Source organism: Anaerospora sp. (genome assembly GCF_032013335.1).
Lineage (GTDB): Bacteria > Bacillota > Negativicutes > Sporomusales > DSM-15969 > Anaerospora.
This window is the reverse complement of record NZ_DALZUO010000011.1, coordinates 1-18,180: the sequence shown is the minus strand read 5'-3', so window position 1 is coordinate 18,180 and position 18,180 is coordinate 1. Positions and strand designations below refer to the sequence as shown.

Here is an 18,180-nt window from a genome sequence, read left to right as displayed (position 1 = left end):
TGTAGGGGGGTTTTTAATGTCAAAGCCAATGAGAAATGGGATTACCACTGGTACTTGTGTTGCCGCTGCTGCTAAGGCTGCTATTCTTTCCTGGCAGGGAATTACGATTGCACAGGTAGATGTAACAACTCCCCAGGGACGAATATTAACTGTGCCGATTGACGCTTCCGGAGCCGATGAAAAAAGCGGCTGGGCGAAGGTCATTAAAGATGCCGGTGATGATCCGGATATCACCAATGGCGTTAGTATAGAAACAGTTGTAGAAATGCGGCTGCAGCCAGGTATTGCTATTGTTGCCGGTGAAGGTGTGGGAACGGTTACGAAACCTGGACTGTCGGTCCCGGCAGGTCAGCCTGCGGTAAATCCCGGGCCCCGTATAATGATCGAAAAAGCAGTAAGTGAATCGCTTCCGGCAGGCTGGGGTGCAGTTGTGACCATTAATATTCCCCGGGGAGCGGAACTAGCTAAGCGGACGCTTAACCCTCAACTGGGAATTGTGGGCGGTTTATCCATCATAGGTACGACCGGAATCGTTGAGCCTATGTCTGAAGAAGCATTTAAGAACTCGCTGACACCTCAGGTTAATATGGTAAAAGCATTAGGCTATGATAGTATCGTCTTTGCACCGGGAAAGATCGGACAAAATATTGCGATAAATATATATAATCTGCCAGGAGAGACTGTCATTCAGACTAGTAATTTTATTGGACATATGCTCGAATATGCAGCAGCGCAAGGCATGAAACAAGTACTGCTGTTTGGTCACTTAGGTAAAGTTGTAAAGATCGCAGCTGGCGTATTTCATACTCATAACCGGGTAGCAGATGCCCGGCTTGAAACAATGGCCGCTTATGCCGGGGCTGTTGGTGCCTCGCAGCAGGCAATTCGTGATATTCTTGCCTGCACCACTACAGAAGCAGCCATGGCGGTTATTGCCGAACACCAATTAGAAAGTGTCTATCCTTTGCTGGCAGACCGGGCGAGCCAAAGAGCCTGCCGGTATGTTTTTGATGATTTAGTGGTCGGGACTGTCATTGTAACCCTGCAGGGGCAAATTCTCGGCATGGATGACGCGGCAAGAGAAATAGGAGGAACCTTGGGATGGAATATTACATAACAGTTGCCGGAATTGGGCCGGGATCACCTGATTATTTGCTGCCTGCAGCGAGCAAGGCAATTGCAAATGCCTCTGTTTTGATCGGCAGCCGCAGGGCCTTAACTGCTTTTAGCCGTAAAGATCAAAAAAGTTATGTGATCGGCAGTGATATTGAGGGAGTTCTTGCTTATATAGAAAAAGCCGTTGCAGCAGAAGACGTTGTGGTTATGGTTTCCGGTGATCCGGGCTTCTACAGCTTGCTTGCTGCCCTTAAAGATAGGTTTGGATCCGCTAAGCTGAAAGTCATACCGGGGATCAGCTCTGTACAATTGGCTTTTGCCAGAATAGGTCGCTTCTGGCAAGATGCGCTATTACTCAGTATGCATGGCCGGCGGGCGGATGACGGGGCACTCGCATTTCAGCCAGGAAAGAAAATGGGCTTTTTGACTGATGGTAAACATAACCCGGCTTTTATTGCTGAATTGCTGATCAAGCTGGGCTGGCCCCCGGCAACGCAGTGCTGGTTATGTGAAAATTTATCCTATGATAATGAGAACATCGCTGCGCTAACCTTAGAAGAGGGTAGTAAAGTGACTGGTTTTCATCATTGTGTTATGGTGGTGTCTGATGAGTAATTATCATTATTATCCGGGTATTGCTGATAATGAATTTATCCGCGGCGATATTCCAATGACAAAACAGGAAATTCGCATACAGGTACTGGCAAAGGCGCGGATTGCCAAAGGTGATACGATTATTGATATTGGTGCTGGAACGGGCTCTTTATCCATTGAAGCTGCCCTGCAGTCCCAAACCGGTGCTGTGTTTGCCATAGAGAGAGAAACGGAAGGCATTGAATTAATCAAGGCAAATGCCCAACGGTTCGGTACACCTGCTGTTTCGGCCATCTTAGGCAGTGCACCTGGGGCAATGGCGGCGCTGCCTCAAGCAGATGTTATTCTCATTGGCGGCAGCGGCGGCAAGCTTTCCGCAATATTGGCAGAAGCAGACCGTCTGCTTAAGGTGGGTGGCCGTTTGGTGATAACGGCAATAACCGTGGAAACTTTGCATGGTGCGCTTCAGGAACTGAAGAAACGGAATTATCCGAGTGAAGCTTGCGGCATACAGGTCAGCCGCATCCGCTCTGTTGGGGCTTCTCACATGTTCCAGGCGCTTAACCCTATTTATATTATTAGTGCAACCAAGGAGGAAGGGTAATTGAAAGGCGAATTTTATGGTATCGGAGTTGGTCCCGGTTCTCCAGAGCTTCTCACAATCCGGGCGACCCAGGTGCTTCAGATGGTGGATGTTGTTTGTGTTCCCCGCTCAAGTGCTGATAATGAGCTGGTAGCATTACATATTGCGGGACCTTATATTCCTAAAACGACGGAGATTGTCGAGATTTCGACGCCCATGACCCGGGATAAAGCCGTTCTGGAGGCTGAGTGGCAACGGGGGGCCGAAAAAATAGCTTCCTATTTAAAAGCTGGCAAGCGAGTCGCTTTCATTACGATTGGGGATGCTATGCTGTTTAGCACATATACCTATTTATTAAAGCGAGTGCAAGCCTTGGCTCCTGAAGCTGCGGTAGAAAGTGTCCCAGGGGTAACTTCTTTTGCCGCAACAGCTGCTCACCTGAATGTAGCTTTAGCCGAAGGCAATGAGCGTTTGGCAATTATCCCTGCCGTGGATGATCCCGCTGAACTACGCCCTGTATTTGATCATTTTTCTAATGCTGTGTTAATGAAAGTTGCCGGTAAATATGATCAAATATTAGATGTTTTAACAGAAAAACAGCTGCAGGATAAAGCGGTTTTTGTGAGCAACCTCGGCCGGCAGGATCAATTTATCACCTATGATTTAGAGAGTCTGCGCGGCAAAGAGAAAAATTATTTATCACTCATTCTAGTGAAAAGAGAGGGCTTTTAACATGCAAGTAGTTTTTGTCGGAGCAGGTCCGGGAGATCCTGAATTAATTACCGTAAAGGGCCAACGCCTGCTGAATCAGGCTGATGTGATTATTTATGCAGGTTCATTGGTTAATCCTGAGCTGCTGCAGCTGGCTAAACAAGGAGCCAGCATTTACAATAGTGCCTCTATGACACTGGAAGAGGTAGTCGACGTTATGGAAAAAGCGGTGGCTGCCGGTCAGAAGGTGGTTCGCCTGCATACTGGAGATCCCAGTATATATGGAGCCATTCAGGAACAAATGGATCTTTTGGATAAGAAAAATATTACTTATGAAGTGATACCCGGGGTCAGTTCATTTTTGGCAGTGGCGGCGGCTTTGAAACAAGAATACACCTTGCCTGAAGTTTCACAGACGGTAATTATTACCCGACTCGAGGGCCGGACTCCGGTACCGGAAAAAGAAAAACTGGCACTGCTTGCCAGCCATACTGCGACAATGTGCATTTTCTTAAGTGTTCATATGCTCGATAGTGTAATTGAAGAATTAATTAGTGGCGGCTATACGCTTGAAACGCCTATCGCAGTCGTGCAAAAAGCAACTTGGCCGGACCAAAGAATTATGCGCGGTACTTTAGCAACGATCGCACAGACGGTAAGAGAAGCTGGTGTTGACCGGACGGCAATGATTGTTGTTGGCAATTGCCTGAATAATGATTATGCCTTATCCCGCTTGTATGCACCTGAGTTTGGCCATATGTTCCGGGAGGCTAAATGAAAGTAGCAATTATTTCCGTAACGTATAAAGGGGCGCTTTTGGCTGAACACTTGGCAAAAAGTCTCGATTTTAAGGTAGACATATTTGCCAAGTCAGGCAGGAGCGCAAATGACGCAGGGCAGACTTATGATTCCCTGAGTCATTTAATCCAAGATGTTTTTACTGAATATGATGGATTTGTTTTTATCATGGCAACAGGCATTGTTGTGCGCGTAATTGCTCCGTATATACAGGATAAGCGCTTTGATCCTGCTGTTGTTGTTATGGATGATGGCGGACAGCATGCGATCAGCTTGTTATCTGGGCATATTGGCAGAGCAAATGAGCTTACGATAACGGTAAGCAAAGCCGTTAATGCCGTTCCTGTCATTACGACAGCCACTGATGTGGCCGGGCTGCCGGCAGCTGATGTGCTTGCGGTTAAGCTGGATCTTGTGATTGAACCGTTTGAACAGCTGAAAGCAATCAATGCTGCCATTGTAAATGGAGATCAGGTAACATTTTTTATGGACCGCTCGTTAGCTAACTACACGCATTTTTATCTGCCTGCAGTTGAAATGGGCGTCCGCCTGGTTGATATGGATGATTTGGGGGCGGCCGAGAACTACGACAGTGCGGTTGTCATTACAGACAAAGAATTGTACATGACAAAGCCGCATCTTTATCTAAGACCAGCTACCCTGGCAATCGGCATAGGCTGCCGCAGAGGAACAAGCAGTACGGAAATATTGACGGCTATTGAAAATTGCTGCCGCAAAATTGGCCGCAGTCCCAAAAGCATCGCCGTTCTTGGTACTACCCAGGTTAAGCATGATGAAGTTGGACTGCTTGCTGCGGCTCAGCAGCTGGCAGTGCCGTTAAAGTTTTTTACCAATGATGAATTGCAGCAATGTATATCAGAACAAAAATTTACTACTTCCAGTTTTGTGGAAGAACAGATAGGAGTTGGCAGTGTATGCGAACCAGCAGCATTATTAGCGGGGCAGGCGAACAGTCTGTTGTTATCCAGGACAGTACATCCCAAAATAACCATTGCAATAGCCGAGGTAAAGTCTCGGTGGTGGGAATAGGCCCTGGCAGTATGGAAGATATGAGTCTTAGGGCTCATCAGACAATCAGCCAGGCAGATACCATAGTTGGTTATGACACGTATATTGAATTGATTGAAGAATTGTTACCAGGCAAGGCCGTAATTGGAACAGGAATGATGCAGGAAGTTGACCGCTGCCAGGCTGCAGTGGATGAAGCTATTGCAGGGAAGAATGTAGCTGTTATTTCCAGTGGAGATCCAGGGATATACGGTATGGCTGGACTAGTTTTAGAATTGGCCATGAAGCATCCGGCTGCGACAAGACCGGAAGTAGTTGTTGTCCCCGGTATTAGCGCAGTTGGTGCATCGGCAGCTATTTTAGGTGCCCCTTTGATGCATGACTTTTGCGTTATCAGCTTAAGTGATTTGCTCACACCCTGGGAAGTGATTAAAAAACGGGCAGAGATGGCTGCGGCCGGCGATTTTGTCATTGCTATCTACAATCCGAAAAGCACGAAGCGGGTCAGCCAAATTGAAGAAGTACGTGAAATTGTACTGCGTCACCGCTCTGGCAAGACACCTGTCGGCATTGTTCACCATGCCAGCCGTAAGAAAGAAGATAAGGTGTTGTCGGATCTGGACAATTTTACACAAGAGCATATTGACATGTTTTCCCTTGTTGTCATCGGTAATAGCCAGACTTATATTCAAGATGGTGCGATGATAACTCCCCGGGGATACCGGTTATGATTCTGGTTTTAGCTGGTACTCTTGACGGACGCCAGCTTGCCGTTGACCTGGTCGGCGAAGGTCATGAGGTGCTGCTGTCGGTTGTAAGCGAATACGGTGGCGAACTTGCCAGGAACAGCCGGCTTACCGTTAGAGTAGGCCCTCTTGATCAGTTTGAGCTTGTTGCTTTTCTAAAGCAAACCCCTATCCGTATGGTTGTGGATGCCAGCCATCCTTATGCAGCGAATGCTTCGCAAAATGCGATGACTGCCTGCAGGGATGCAGGGATACCGTATATTCGATATGAACGTCCTGCAGTGCCGCTGCCGGAGTATGAACGGCTGTATGAAGTATATGATGCCGCTCAAGCGGCAAAGACAGCTGCAAAGCTTGGCAATATTGTCTTTCTGACAACTGGAAGTCGGGCGCTGTCTTTGTTTAAGGGAGAACCGCTGCTAGCGGACAAACGGTTGATTGCCCGGGTACTTCCTGAACCGGCAGTGCTAAAAGAGTGCCTGGAACTGGGATTTTCACCGCGCGACATTGTAGCGATGCAAGGACCCTTTTCTCATGCTTTGAATGTGGCGATGTTCGAGGAGTTCCAAGCAGAAGTTATCGTGACCAAAAATAGCGGTCAGGTGGGGGGCAGTGATACAAAAATCAGCGCAGCTATGGCGCTAAACTTGCCGCTCATTGTGATAAGCCGTCCCAAAATCAATTATGGAGCGGCTGGCTATTCAAAACAGGAAATCATTACGTTAGTTAAGGAGGCGTTCCTATGCAATATATAACAGACCCAATGACAATTGAAACACGCAGTATGGAAATTATTGCTCCCTATTTGGCTGATAAAAATCTTGCGGAGCCCGAAATTAAGGTCGTGTCCCGTATCATACATGCTGCCGGTGATCCTGACTATGGCAATGTCGTTGTCATTCATCCCGAAGCAATTGCAGCAGGCTGCAAGGCACTCCAGAACGGAGCGTCCATTTACACTGACGTAGAAATGGTCCGCACCGGCATCAATCGCCGCCGGCTGGCGGAATTAGGCGGACAAGTACACTGCTTAATTGCTGATGAAGAGGTAGCGCGCCTTGCAAAAGAGCAGGGAATAACCCGCTCCATGGCAGCGATTCGTACGTTTGGTGAACGTTTGGATGGTGCAATTGTTGCGATCGGCAATGCGCCGACGGCTTTATTTGCACTGCTGGAGTTAATGGAGCAGACCTCTATTCGCCCCGCTTTGATTATCGGCGTGCCGGTAGGATTCGTCGGTGCCAGTGAATCAAAGGATTTGTTAGCGGAAAAGTCACCTGTTCCGTATATTACCGTTAAGGGCAATAAAGGCGGCAGTCCGATTGCCGCGGCAACTACAAATGCGATCATGTATATGTTAGGTAGATAGCAGCCTTGTAAAAAGACAAGGCTGAAGTATCGGGCAATTTGTATGGCAGCAAGGAGGAAAATATGTCTGGCTTAACTATTCCCCGGATTATTATTGCCGGTACAAGCAGTGGAGTTGGAAAAACGACAATTGTGACCGGTGTACTGGCTGCACTGCGCAGGAGAGGCTTTGCTGTGCAGTCCTATAAAGTTGGTCCTGATTATATTGATCCTGGTTATCACCGGCTCGCCAGTGGTAAACCCTCTCACAATCTGGACACCTGGCTGGTGCCTGCTGAAAAAATAGCAGATGTATTTGCCAAGACTGCTGCTGGAAATGATATTGCGATTATTGAAGGTGTAATGGGACTTTATGATGGAGGCCGCAATGGAATAAGCAGTACGGCAGCAATTGCCAAACTGCTCCAGGCTCCAGTTGTGCTAGTTATTGATGCCAAGTCGATGGGGGAAAGTGCTGCAGCTACTGTTTTGGGTTATAAGATGTATGACCCGCAAGTCAACTTAGCTGGCGTTATTGTGAATCGGTTAGGTTCTGCCAGCCATTGTCAAATGGTGTGTGAGGCTGTGGAGCGGTTGGGAGTTCCAGTCCTTGGAACCGTTTACCGCAATAGCGGACTGACAATGCCTGAACGGCATCTTGGCTTAAAACCGGTTACAGAAAATGATGCGCAGGAAACAATTAACCTGATGGCCGAGCAAATTGCCGGACAGGTCGATTTAGATCGACTCCTGGCGGCAGGGCGAGAGGCACCGCAGCTAAAAGTGAATGCAGTTCCTTCGCGCAAGTTTACAGAGACTGTACGGATTGGTGTTGCCCAGGATGAGGTTTTTAGTTTCTACTACCCGGAAAGTCTGGAAGTTCTGACTGCTTTGGGGGCAGAGCTTGTGCCGTTTAGTCCTTTGCACGATATGCAATTGCCTAATGTGCAGGGGCTTTTATTAGGCGGCGGCTTTCCCGAAATGTTTGTTGAAAAGCTGGCGGCCAATACGGACATGCGTGAAGCCATCGCACAGGCTTGCCGGTGCGGTATGCCTGTATATGCCGAATGTGGCGGCCTCATGTATTTATGCCGTCAAATTATTGATTTTGAACACAATGCGTATGACATGGTTGGAGTCATCCCGGCTGTTTGTGAAATGCAGACAAAACTGGAAACAGTGGGATATGTGGAAGCAACCAGCTTACATGATAATATATTAGTCGGTGCGGGAGCTTCACTTAAGGGGCACGAGTTTCATTTCTCCCGGTTCTTGCCGGATGGTGATGAGAGCAGTTTCCCTTGGGCAATGGAATTTAAAAAGATGCGCACCGGGGCTTGTTATAATGGCGGCTATGCTGCTAATAATGTATTAGCTTCTTATTTGCATTTGCATTTTGCCGGTAATGAACAAGCCGCAAGCCGTTTTGTTGAACAATGCCGGAATTATCAAGGCTGTAAAAGCTGCTAGAGTGGTGGGGAAAAGCAATGGCTGGAAAAATCATACTGGTTACAGGCGGTGCCCGCAGCGGTAAAAGTGTCTTTGCCGAGAACTACGCTTCAAACTGTGCGGGACCAATGGCATATATTGCTACTGCGCAGATATATGACGAGGAAATGAAGGAACGGGTAGCAATCCATCAAAGCCGGAGATCGGCGGAGTGGATTACTTTTGAAGCTCCTTATGAAGCAGATAAAGCTATAGTCACAGCCGGACTGCAAGCAGAGGTAATCTTGTTCGATTGTCTGACCCTTTATACGACCAATTTAATGCTTGCGCCCACCGCTCCAGAGGATCGGGAAAGCAGGCATGATTATGTTATTAATGAGATTACAAAATTGCTGGATGCTGCGAAGCTGCTGAATAAGACGGTTATTTTTGTTACAAATGAGGTTGGAATGGGAATTGTTCCTGATAATGCTATGGCACGCGAATATCGCGATTTGGCAGGCATTGCCAACCAGAGGGTAGCCGCTCAGGCTGATGAGGTCTATTTGGTGGTTAGCGGACTCGCAATTGAAATAAAAGCAAGAGCGTTGCATCAGGAGGTGGCAAAAAGCCATGGCTAAGACAATTATGCTTCAGGGTACGAGTTCACATGTTGGTAAAAGTATTCTTACAACTGCTTTGTGCCGGATTTTCCGGCAGGATGGCTTTGCCGTTGCGCCGTTTAAAGCACAAAATATGGCTTTGAACTCGTATGTTACCAAAACCGGCGGTGAAATGGGACGGGCTCAGGTCGCCCAAGCAGAAGCTGCCGGGTTAGATCCAGTCGTAGAAATGAATCCGGTTTTGTTAAAGCCGACAGGCAATTCCTGTTCACAGGTTATTTTAATGGGACGTCCTGTAGGAACTATGTCTGCTCGTGAGTATCATACGCAATACAGCCTTACGGCATTAGGCGTAATCAAAGAGTGTTTGGAAAAGCTCCATAACCAATTTGATGTTATTGTTATTGAAGGCGCCGGCAGTCCGGCAGAGGTTAATCTGAAGGCAAATGATATTGTCAATATGCGGATTGCCAAGCTTGCGCCTGCTCCGGTACTATTAATTGCCGATATTGACCGTGGCGGAGCTTTAGCTTCTGTTGTGGGAACATTGGAATTACTTGAACCGGATGAACGGGAATTAGTTCAAGGCATTATTATTAATAAGTTCCGTGGCGATATCAGCTTACTAAAACCGGCACTTGATTTTCTGGAACAAAAAACAGGAAAGCCGGTTATTGGCGTTATCCCTCACCTTGATAACCTGGGAATTGATGATGAAGACTCGGTTTCGCTTGATGACAAGCAGACCGTTCAAAAAGGTGAAATTGAGATTGTTGTCATGCGTACTCCCAAAATATCGAATTTTACCGATTTTGATGCGCTGGCTGCGGAAGAAGATGTAGCTGTTCGCTTTATTAAACAGGGAGACGCAATTGGCAATCCGGACCTGATTATTCTGCCGGGCAGTAAAAACACTACTGAAGATTTGCTGTATCTTCGTCAGCAGGGCTATGATCAGGAAATTGCTAAGTTAGCCAACAACGGTGTGCCGGTAGTTGGTATTTGCGGCGGCTATCAAATGCTCGGACATGAAATTCATGATCCTGAACACACCGAATCATCCTTTGATAAAGTGGATGGCCTTGGGCTGCTACCGGTAAGCACTACCTTTGAACAAGATAAAATCACCCATCAGGTAACTGCAACCTGCAGCCACCATGCTTTCTTGGGGCTTGCCTATGATGACAATGATTTGACTGGTTATGAAATTCACATGGGGCGTACAGAGTTTTTAGAACCTGTTTCGCATGCCTTCACGATTACTTCCCGTTCTGGTGAGCAATGCGCTTCGGCAGATGGGGTGGTAAGAAATGATGGCTTGGTGATGGGAACGTATCTCCATGGAATTTTTGACAATAATCAATACCGCCGTTCTGTAATTAATGCATTGCGTGAGCGTAAAGGCTTGGCACCTTTGGCGCATATCCTAAATGTTAAGGAAAGCAAGGAAGCTAGCTATGACCGTTTGGCCGAAGTTGTCCGTCAGAACATGAACATGGAATTGCTGAATCAGATCATGGGGAATAAGAAATGATAAGCGGTTTTGAGAAATGGATACCACTTGGGGCGGTGCTGTTTGACAGTTTGATTGGCGATCCCCGTTCCAGGTTGCATCCGGTAGTGCTGATTGGCAATTACATTAGCCTGCTTGAAAAAGCGCTCCGACGGACGGCTCATTCTCCCCTCTGTCAGCAGGCAGCTGGTGCTGTGTTAGTTTTTGCGGTATTGGGCACCACCTATGCCGTTGTCTGGTTAATTGTCGCCGGGCTCCAATGGTTAGATCCGCTAGCGGTGTTTTGGGGAGAAGCTCTTATTCTTTCTTTTGCAATAACGCCGCGCAGTCTGGCCTCTGCGGGCAAAGAAATCTGTCAGTATTTACTTGACGGAAATCTAGAGCAAGCCCGCTATAAAGTGGGCTGGATTGTAGGCCGGGACACGCAACAGCTGGACGAACGCGAAGTGACGCGGGCAACGGTAGAGACAGTAGCAGAAAATATTGTAGACGGGATTATATCGCCGTTAATCTATTTCGCTATTGGCGGCGCGCCGTTGGCTTTTTTGTATCGGGCTGTCAATACGCTGGATTCGATGGTGGGCTACAAAAATGATAAGTATTTGTATTTTGGCAGGGTAGCGGCACGGGTTGATGATATTTTCAACTATATTCCGGCCCGCCTAACTGGAATTATGCTGGTTATTGCTGCACTGTTGCTGGGCTATAACGCCAGAGGCTCTGTCAAAATGATACTGCGTGATGCAGCCAAACACCCCAGTCCCAATAGTGGTATAGCAGAAGCCGGAGTTGCCGGAGCGCTGGGCGTACGCCTGGGGGGATTGAATTATTACGGAGGAGTTGCTTCTTTGCGGGCCTATATGGGAGACGAGGAAAATACGCTCTCTGCCGTTTATATTCAGAAAACAGTTCAGATTATGTATGCTGTCACCGCTATTTGCGTACTGCTGCTTATAGTAAGTAAATGGTAACAGGGAGGTAAGGGTGTTGTTACAGGACTTTTTAACTGGTTTGCAATTTCTTACCCGTCTAAAAGTTTCTCATCAGACGAACTGGTCACCAGAAATTTTTGGCAGGAGTGTACGTTATTTCCCGCTGATAGGAGCGATTATCGGGCTGATTTTGGTGGCTGTTAACTTATTTTTAGGAAAACATTTACCACCAAATGTTCTGGCTGTTATACTAATTACAACTGAAATTGTTATTACTGGCGGACTCCACGGAGATGGACTAATGGATACAGCCGATGGAATCTTCTCGGGACGAAACAGGGAACGGATGCTGGAAATCATGAAAGACAGCCGGGTTGGTGCTAATGGAGTCATGGCATTTTGTCTGATTGTCCTCTTAAAGTGGTCACTGCTGATGGATATGACTCCAAGCCATTTGACGGCGGCGCTATTTATCATGCCCGTAGTCAGCCGCTTTGCAATGGTTGTGGGTATTACCTGTTTTCCCTATGCCCGTCCTGACGGTATGGGCAAAGCATTTGCGCAGTACGCCGGTAAGAAGGCATTATTTGTTGCTGCGCTCCTAACAGGTGCATTAGTCCTGCTATGTGCGACGGTATTCCTGGCAGGAAAGCCTGCGTTGGCAGCTCTTGCAGCAGTGCTGGTCTTTATTGTGCTGTTTGGCAATTATGTCAAAGGCATTTTAGGCGGCTTGACCGGTGATACATACGGAGCTATTACCGAACTAAGCGAAGTAGTTGTATTATTTGTATTTCTAATTCTATAAAAAGTATTACAGGAGAGGCCTATGGCGATTAAAGTTAAGGCGCCCGGCTCCTGCGGCGAACTTGTGCAGGGTACCATTAAAGGGCAAAATTTCTTAATTACTTGTCCCATTGACGTGTATTCTCAGGCTCATATTATTTCCTGTGCATCAACAGTTTTGCCTGATTACCAGAAAGCGGCAACGGCAATGGAAATGACGTTGCGCTATTTGGGAGTACCACAGCAAAGTCATTCCATTCAAATTCAATCAGAGCTTCTAATTGGCAAAGGCATGGCTTCAAGCAGTGCTGATATCAGTGCTGCCTGCCAGGCAACGGCTATTCATTGCGGCCGGCTGCTAAAGGCTGAGGAAATTGCTGCAATTGCATTAGCAATTGAGCCGACTGACGCTATTTTTTATCCTGGCATTATGATGTTTGACCATGTGGAGGGAAAAATAAGCGAAAGCTTAGGTAATCCGCCGCCAATAGAGATTGTTATATTAGATGTTGGCGGTGAGATTGATACACTGTCTTTTAATCGCCGCAATGATTTGGCAGATCGCAATTATTCCAAAGAAAAAGCCGTACTTGAGGCGGTGGAACTAGTTGCAGCCGGATTGAAAAAAGGGGACAGCCGACTGATTGGTGAAGGCGCTACGATTAGTGCTCTGGCCAATCAATCTATATTATATAAACCCTATTTGGAACAAATTATTGAAATTGGCAAATACTATGGAGCGGTAGGTGTGAATGCAGCTCACAGCGGGACTGTACTCGGCGTACTGTTTCCAGCTGGACATAGAGGACAACAACAATGTATTGAACATATTCTTTCCTTATGCGATGGGAAGGTGCAATATATCCGTACCGCCCGTCTGATATCCGGCGGATTAACGCTTGTGGAGGTAGATGACGAGTGGAAGATATAGCCGTTTATGAACATGGAGGAAATTTATACCAAGCTGCCCGCTTAAAAGGCGGGAATCTTGGAGAACTGCTTGATTTTAGTGCGAATATCAATCCATTAGGGATATCACCGACTGTCAATAAAAGGATTGCCGAACAGCTGCCGCATATCATTCACTATCCTGACGCACAGGCAACGGACTTGAAAGCGGCGATTAGTACCTATTATCGTGTTCCGCCTGAACAGATTATTGCAGGCAATGGTGCTGTTGAATTGCTGTATCTGCTGTGTCATATGCTTCACCCAAAACGCGTTGTGGTTCCAGCGCCTACTTTTAGTGAATATGAGCGGGCAGCTATTGCAGCCGGTGCTGAAATTGATTATTGTTTTTTGCAGGAGACAAGTGATTTTGCTTTTGAACTATCTTATGTATTAAAGGCTATGACTGCAAAATCAATTGTATTTCTTGGCAATCCCAATAATCCTACAGGTGGCCTGATTTCTCGCGAGGATATCACGAGAGTAGTGGCAGCTGCTGCAGAGCTGGACAGCCTGGTGGTCATTGATGAGTCTTTTATTGATTTTATTGAAAATGATGACAAGTATACTTGCCGCTGGCTGGTAGACCAATATCCCAATTTGGTGATAGTACATTCGCTGACTAAATTCTATGCTATTCCAGGCTTGCGTCTGGGCTTTGCTATTGCAGATCCTGCCTTAGTACGTTTGCTGCATAAGGGAAAAGATCCCTGGAATGTCAATTCGCTGGCTCAGGCTGCCGGCGTGGCGGCTTTGGCGGACCAGGAATACCGCCAGCTTAGCCGTCGGGTAATTGTTGATGCAAAAACAAGACTATTTCAGGACTTATCATTAATCGGCAGTATTAAGGCATATTCTCCGTCAGTTAACTATATTCTTATTAATATAGCTAAGACGGGGTTAAGTGCCGCGCAAATGCGAAAGCAGTTATTTGCGCATCATATATTGATTCGAGACTGTAGTAATTATCCGGGCCTTGGTAATCATTTTATTCGGGTGGCTGTAAAGCTGCCAGAACAGAATCGAAAACTTATTGAAGCACTTCAACAAATTTTGGCAGGTGAAGAGCATGACTAAAGTAATTTTGGTTCGTCATGGGCAAACACTATGGAATCATGAAATGAAATATCAGGGACATACTGATATCGCTTTAACTGCCGAAGGAATACGACAGGCTGAGCTTGTGGCAGAGCGCTTGGCTGATGAGCCGCTGACAGCCGTTTATGCCAGTGATTTAAGCAGGGCATTTGTTACTGCTGAACATATTGCTGCTAAACATGGGTTAGTTGTTGGTAGCGTACCGGCCCTTCGGGAAATCTGCTTTGGCGAGTGGGAGGGACTGACCTACGACGGAATTAATGAGCAATGGCCTGGCATGCTTGAAAAATTATATAGCTATGCTGATGAGGTAGAAATTCCGGGTGGAGAGTCATTTCCTATAGTGAAAGAAAGAGCATATGCAGCTGTTTGTGAACTTGTCAATAATCATCCGGGGGAGACAATTGCAATAGTTTCTCACGGGGGGACCATCCGGTCCTTGCTTTGTGCAGTACTCAATCTTCATTTAAATCAAGTATGGAGCTTAAAGCAGGATAATACGGCAGTTAATATCCTGGAATATTACGAAGGCAGGGTAATGCTCGGCTTGTTTAATGACTCGTGCCACTTGCATCACGCAGGTAAAACAAAATAAGCTTCGCAATTGTAAATCCGGCAGTTAAAATACTGCCGGATTTTTTGTTTGTGAGTTACACCTTTTGTCATGACAATGGGAGTCGGGAAATATAACATAGAGAGGTGAGGAGGAGAGGATGCTGTAATGAGACGGGGAGCTGTATTGAGAAGTGCTTGGACCATTGCCCGTTCCTACTGGTTTTCCGAAGAAAAATGGTCAGCCTGGCTATTGTTAATAAGTGTTATCAGCTTAAATCTTGTGTTAGTATATATAACAGTGCAGCTCAATCTCTGGCAGAGCGATTTTTATCAGGTCATTCAAAACTATAATCAGAGTGGCTTTATTGAATCCATAGAAGTTTATGCATTGCTGGCTACATTGTTCATTGTTGTAAAGGGATATCAAATCTATGCCCGTTTGCTGTTGCATAACCGTTGGCGCCGTTGGTTAACGGAACGGTATTTAACAAAGTGGCTGCAAAAGAAAACATACTACCGTCTGCAGCTAATGGCAGGAAATGAAGCCGACAATCCTGATCAGAGAATAAGTGAAGATGTTGAACTGTTTGTCATGCTTACTTTGCGATTATCTGTAGATTTTCTGCAGGATGCCGTGACCGTGTTTTCCTTTGTGCTTATCTTGTGGAGTTTATCTGGAGTTGTAACGGTTTCCATTGCCAATCTCACTATATCCATATACGGTTATTTAGTATGGCTGGCTTTAGGGTATGCTATAGCTGGGACCTATTGGACCTTGCGAACAGGGCGTCCCCTGGTCAGACTGGAATATAATCAGCAGCGATATGAGGCCGATTTTCGGTTTAGTCTGGTCCGCATACGTGAAAATGCAGAGAGTATTGCACTATATAATGGAGAGAATAAAGAAAGGCAGAATTGCCTGCGCCATTTCAATAATATTGTTACTAATTTTATGCAAATCATTGCAGTTCGTAAACGGCTTATGTGGTTAACTACGGGATACTCACAAGTAGCGGTTATCTTTTCTATTTTAATTTCATCGCCCCGTTACTTTCTAGGGCAAATCCATTTAGGGCAGATGTTTCAGGTCATTGACGCTTATCATCATGTTCAAACAGGTTTCTCTTTTATTATTGACAGCTTTACCCGGCTTGCACAGTGGAGGGCTGTTGTTAATCGGCTTAATAACTTCCTTACCTACATGGAGACGGTACAGACGAAGAATGTAAATCAACAAGATATTATCTATCAAGCAAGCAGGGACTGCTTCACGACCGAGAATGTAACGGTTTTTCAGCCTGATGGATATGGTTTAGTAGCAGGCTTGTCAGTTAAAATCAATAGGGGAGGGAGAGTCGTAATTACAGGCCCATCCGGGTGCGGTAAGAGTACTGTATTACGTACCTTAGCGGGAATATGGCCGTTTGCCAGCGGCAATATTGCTTTTCCTCATGCAGATAAAATTATGTTTGTACCTCAGAAATCTTATATGCCGATCGATACATTGCGAGAAGTCCTTCTATATCCAGGAGTAGAGCACACCGTGAATGATCAAGATTTACAGATGATTCTCACGGCCTGCAAGCTGCCATATTTAACAACTAAACTGAATGAAGCACAGGATTGGGGACAAGTGCTATCCTTAGGGGAGCAGCAGAGAATTGCTTTTGCGCGGGCCTTACTGCAAAAACCGGATTGGTTATTTTTAGATGAGGCTACTTCTGCTCTAGATGAAGATGCTGAACAAATTGTCTATGCGTTAGTATGTAAAGCCTTGGACAAAACCGCAATTATCAGTGTTGGCCACAGAAAAACACTGCTTAAGTACCATCAACAGAGGCTGGAATTGGACGATGAAGGGGGATGGAGCTTCGGAAAATGTTGATGAACGATTATTTCATACATGTTAATAACTTTTTATTAAATTTTTCTTGTATTTCACTCGACTTACCGACTATAATTTTGCTTATAGATAAAATAGTATAGCGAGGACATAATGACGAAAACCTTTACTTTATATACAGATCAATTAAAAAGAGTGATTGAACGAGTTGAAGAAAATGCAAAAACTAATCCCCTTGCCAACAATGCTATTACAGTATTCGTATCGGAAGATGACCCTTGTTTGAGGATGTTTCAGAAAGTAGGGCATGATTGGATTTACCTCGATGAAGAGGAATTTTGTGAAACGAAATAACGAAAGCACGACGGCATTGTCATAAAGTGCTAGAATATTCGCGGGTATGTTTCTTCGGAGATATCTCGTAGGCTGATTTTGCAAGCAGCGCAAATCGGCTTTTTTTACGCCGTTTTTGCAAAAACTGTTGTGAGAAGCGAAGCTGTTCCCAGAAGGTGACTCACGAAAGATGAGAAGAATCAAAAATTGGTACCGCTTAAAAGCGGTACCAATGGTAGTTACAAGCTGCGCACGGAGATGATGTGCCAGTCCCTGTTCGAATCTCTTTCCAGGTTAACTAAAAAACGTTTCCCTGTCGAGTTCTTGGTTACTTGGACAGTTGCGCTATTAGTAGACTGAGAAATAGTTGTGAAAGAATCATTGTATCTACTGAATCCATAATTAGCAGCAGAAGCTTTTACAGCGTCTACAGGGCTGCTGAGATAGTGGGAATAACCATAGCGATCACTGTTATAATTCCGGTAGTTATCGCTGCGATAATAGATGCGTCCGTTTTCATACCAGCCCTGATTTTCATCTGCACTAGGCCAGCCATATTTATGTTCATGCCAGCCGTTATTGCGGTCTCGATCTCTATCACGCCAGCTATCCCGATAATCTCTGCGATCCTTGGTCGATTCTTTTTCAGCAACCACTTTTTTCACAGGTTTTTGCGTATCCTTATCAATCATTGTGGTCTGCTCAGTTTTATTAGAAGGAGTGTAGGGGTTCTCAGCCGCTAAGGCCTTAGCAACTGGCACTCCCGGTAAGGCGGCTCCTGTTAAAATAGCAGCGCCTGCTACGGCAGCGGCATAACGTTTATACTTACGGCGCAATTTACGTCTTGTTGATGTTTTTTCCATTCGCACTGTCGCCTCCTTTTTTTTTTAGTTTTTCATCTTTTTATGGACACAATCCCTGGTAAATAAAACTGATCATTCATCAATATTTTAAAAAAAAGCGCAACTAAAAAGTTGACTTATGTTATATGCGGGTGTATACTATATCAAGTAACGGCAAATTAATTGCTGACGTTGGGGAGTCGCCAAGCTGGCTAAGGCACCTGACTCTGACTCAGGCATTCGTGGGTTCAAATCCTCCCTCCCCAGCCATATATGACTCACTAGCTCAACTGGCAGAGCAACTGACTCTTAATCAGTAGGTTGTAGGTTCGATTCCTACGTGGGTCACCAATGAATT

20 protein-coding genes and 2 tRNA genes are annotated in these 18,180 nt (G+C 45.9%); 21 read left to right on the top strand and 1 reads right to left on the bottom strand.

The genetic code is table 11. From position 1 onward, the window contains the following. The first annotated feature begins 16 nt into the window (after positions 1 to 16). From cbiD to RTR76_RS10580, 19 genes are all read left to right on the top strand, one after another. A complete protein-coding gene (gene cbiD, locus RTR76_RS10670) occupies positions 17 to 1,117 on the top strand; it encodes a cobalt-precorrin-5B (C(1))-methyltransferase CbiD (RefSeq protein WP_312520384.1) in 1,101 nt (366 codons plus the stop codon). Then, complete coding sequence (gene cbiE / locus RTR76_RS10665; RefSeq protein ID WP_312520381.1) at positions 1,102 to 1,731, top strand: precorrin-6y C5,15-methyltransferase (decarboxylating) subunit CbiE; 630 nt, start codon at positions 1,102 to 1,104, stop codon at positions 1,729 to 1,731. Before cbiD ends, cbiE begins: the two co-directional genes overlap by 16 nt. Beyond that, positions 1,724 to 2,314 carry a precorrin-6Y C5,15-methyltransferase (decarboxylating) subunit CbiT gene (cbiT, locus tag RTR76_RS10660; RefSeq protein ID WP_312520379.1) on the top strand — a complete coding sequence of 197 codons (591 nt, stop codon included), beginning with the start codon at positions 1,724 to 1,726 and terminating at the stop codon, positions 2,312 to 2,314. Before cbiE ends, cbiT begins: the two co-directional genes overlap by 8 nt. After that, complete coding sequence (cobI, locus tag RTR76_RS10655; RefSeq protein ID WP_312520378.1) at positions 2,315 to 3,025, top strand: precorrin-2 C(20)-methyltransferase; 711 nt, start codon at positions 2,315 to 2,317, stop codon at positions 3,023 to 3,025. 1 nt (position 3,026) lies between these two features. Continuing rightward, positions 3,027 to 3,782 carry a precorrin-4 C(11)-methyltransferase gene (cobM, locus tag RTR76_RS10650; RefSeq protein WP_312520375.1) on the top strand — a complete coding sequence of 252 codons (756 nt, stop codon included), beginning with the start codon at positions 3,027 to 3,029 and terminating at the stop codon, positions 3,780 to 3,782. Continuing rightward, positions 3,779 to 4,852 carry a cobalt-precorrin 5A hydrolase gene (locus RTR76_RS10645; protein WP_312520372.1) on the top strand — a complete coding sequence of 358 codons (1,074 nt, stop codon included), beginning with the start codon at positions 3,779 to 3,781 and terminating at the stop codon, positions 4,850 to 4,852. The genes cobM and RTR76_RS10645 overlap by 4 nt, the downstream gene beginning before the upstream one ends. An 11-nt stretch (positions 4,853 to 4,863) precedes the next feature. Then, positions 4,864 to 5,562, top strand: coding sequence for a precorrin-3B C(17)-methyltransferase (gene cobJ / locus RTR76_RS10640; protein WP_312520661.1), 699 nt, complete (start codon positions 4,864 to 4,866; stop codon positions 5,560 to 5,562). Further along, a complete protein-coding gene (gene cobK, locus RTR76_RS10635) occupies positions 5,559 to 6,332 on the top strand; it encodes a precorrin-6A reductase (protein ID WP_312520369.1) in 774 nt (257 codons plus the stop codon). Before cobJ ends, cobK begins: the two co-directional genes overlap by 4 nt. Continuing rightward, complete coding sequence (locus RTR76_RS10630; RefSeq protein WP_312520366.1) at positions 6,320 to 6,946, top strand: precorrin-8X methylmutase; 627 nt, start codon at positions 6,320 to 6,322, stop codon at positions 6,944 to 6,946. The genes cobK and RTR76_RS10630 overlap by 13 nt, the downstream gene beginning before the upstream one ends. 62 nt (positions 6,947 to 7,008) lie before the next feature. Then, positions 7,009 to 8,394 carry a cobyrinate a,c-diamide synthase gene (locus RTR76_RS10625; protein ID WP_312520364.1) on the top strand — a complete coding sequence of 462 codons (1,386 nt, stop codon included), beginning with the start codon at positions 7,009 to 7,011 and terminating at the stop codon, positions 8,392 to 8,394. A 17-nt stretch (positions 8,395 to 8,411) separates the two neighbouring features. Then, positions 8,412 to 8,993, top strand: coding sequence for a bifunctional adenosylcobinamide kinase/adenosylcobinamide-phosphate guanylyltransferase (cobU, locus tag RTR76_RS10620; protein WP_312520361.1), 582 nt, complete (start codon positions 8,412 to 8,414; stop codon positions 8,991 to 8,993). Beyond that, positions 8,986 to 10,509 (top strand): cobyric acid synthase, encoded by a 1,524-nt coding sequence (locus tag RTR76_RS10615; RefSeq protein WP_312520359.1) that lies wholly within the window; start codon positions 8,986 to 8,988, stop codon positions 10,507 to 10,509. The genes cobU and RTR76_RS10615 overlap by 8 nt, the downstream gene beginning before the upstream one ends. Then, a complete protein-coding gene (gene cbiB, locus RTR76_RS10610) occupies positions 10,506 to 11,459 on the top strand; it encodes an adenosylcobinamide-phosphate synthase CbiB (RefSeq protein WP_312520357.1) in 954 nt (317 codons plus the stop codon). The genes RTR76_RS10615 and cbiB overlap by 4 nt, the downstream gene beginning before the upstream one ends. Before the next feature lie 16 nt (positions 11,460 to 11,475). Then, positions 11,476 to 12,225, top strand: coding sequence for an adenosylcobinamide-GDP ribazoletransferase (gene cobS / locus RTR76_RS10605; protein WP_312520660.1), 750 nt, complete (start codon positions 11,476 to 11,478; stop codon positions 12,223 to 12,225). A 21-nt stretch (positions 12,226 to 12,246) separates the two neighbouring features. After that, positions 12,247 to 13,134, top strand: a complete 888-nt coding sequence (locus RTR76_RS10600; RefSeq protein ID WP_312520355.1) for a GHMP kinase — start codon at positions 12,247 to 12,249, stop codon at positions 13,132 to 13,134. Then, entirely contained in the window at positions 13,122 to 14,228 is a 1,107-nt protein-coding gene (cobD, locus tag RTR76_RS10595; RefSeq protein WP_312520352.1) for a threonine-phosphate decarboxylase CobD, read from the top strand. Before RTR76_RS10600 ends, cobD begins: the two co-directional genes overlap by 13 nt. Next, positions 14,221 to 14,844, top strand: coding sequence for an alpha-ribazole phosphatase (gene cobC / locus RTR76_RS10590; RefSeq protein WP_312520349.1), 624 nt, complete (start codon positions 14,221 to 14,223; stop codon positions 14,842 to 14,844). Before cobD ends, cobC begins: the two co-directional genes overlap by 8 nt. Positions 14,845 to 14,970: 126 nt before the next feature. Beyond that, positions 14,971 to 16,689 (top strand): ABC transporter ATP-binding protein/permease, encoded by a 1,719-nt coding sequence (locus RTR76_RS10585; protein WP_312520346.1) that lies wholly within the window; start codon positions 14,971 to 14,973, stop codon positions 16,687 to 16,689. A gap of 111 nt (positions 16,690 to 16,800) precedes the next feature. Then, entirely contained in the window at positions 16,801 to 17,001 is a 201-nt protein-coding gene (locus tag RTR76_RS10580; protein WP_312520344.1) for a hypothetical protein, read from the top strand. A 218-nt stretch (positions 17,002 to 17,219) separates the two neighbouring features. On the opposite strand, the gene RTR76_RS10575 is transcribed toward RTR76_RS10580, so the two are convergent. Further along, the gene (locus RTR76_RS10575) at positions 17,220 to 17,843 is read right to left on the bottom strand and encodes a hypothetical protein (protein ID WP_312520341.1); all 624 of its coding nucleotides are present in this window, start codon (positions 17,841 to 17,843) and stop codon (positions 17,220 to 17,222) included. A 172-nt stretch (positions 17,844 to 18,015) separates the two neighbouring features. Here RTR76_RS10575 and RTR76_RS10570 point away from each other — a divergent pair. Then, positions 18,016 to 18,092, top strand: a tRNA-Gln gene (locus RTR76_RS10570). A gap of 5 nt (positions 18,093 to 18,097) precedes the next feature. Then, a tRNA-Lys gene (locus tag RTR76_RS10565) sits at positions 18,098 to 18,173 on the top strand. The last annotated feature ends 7 nt before the right edge of the window (positions 18,174 to 18,180 follow it).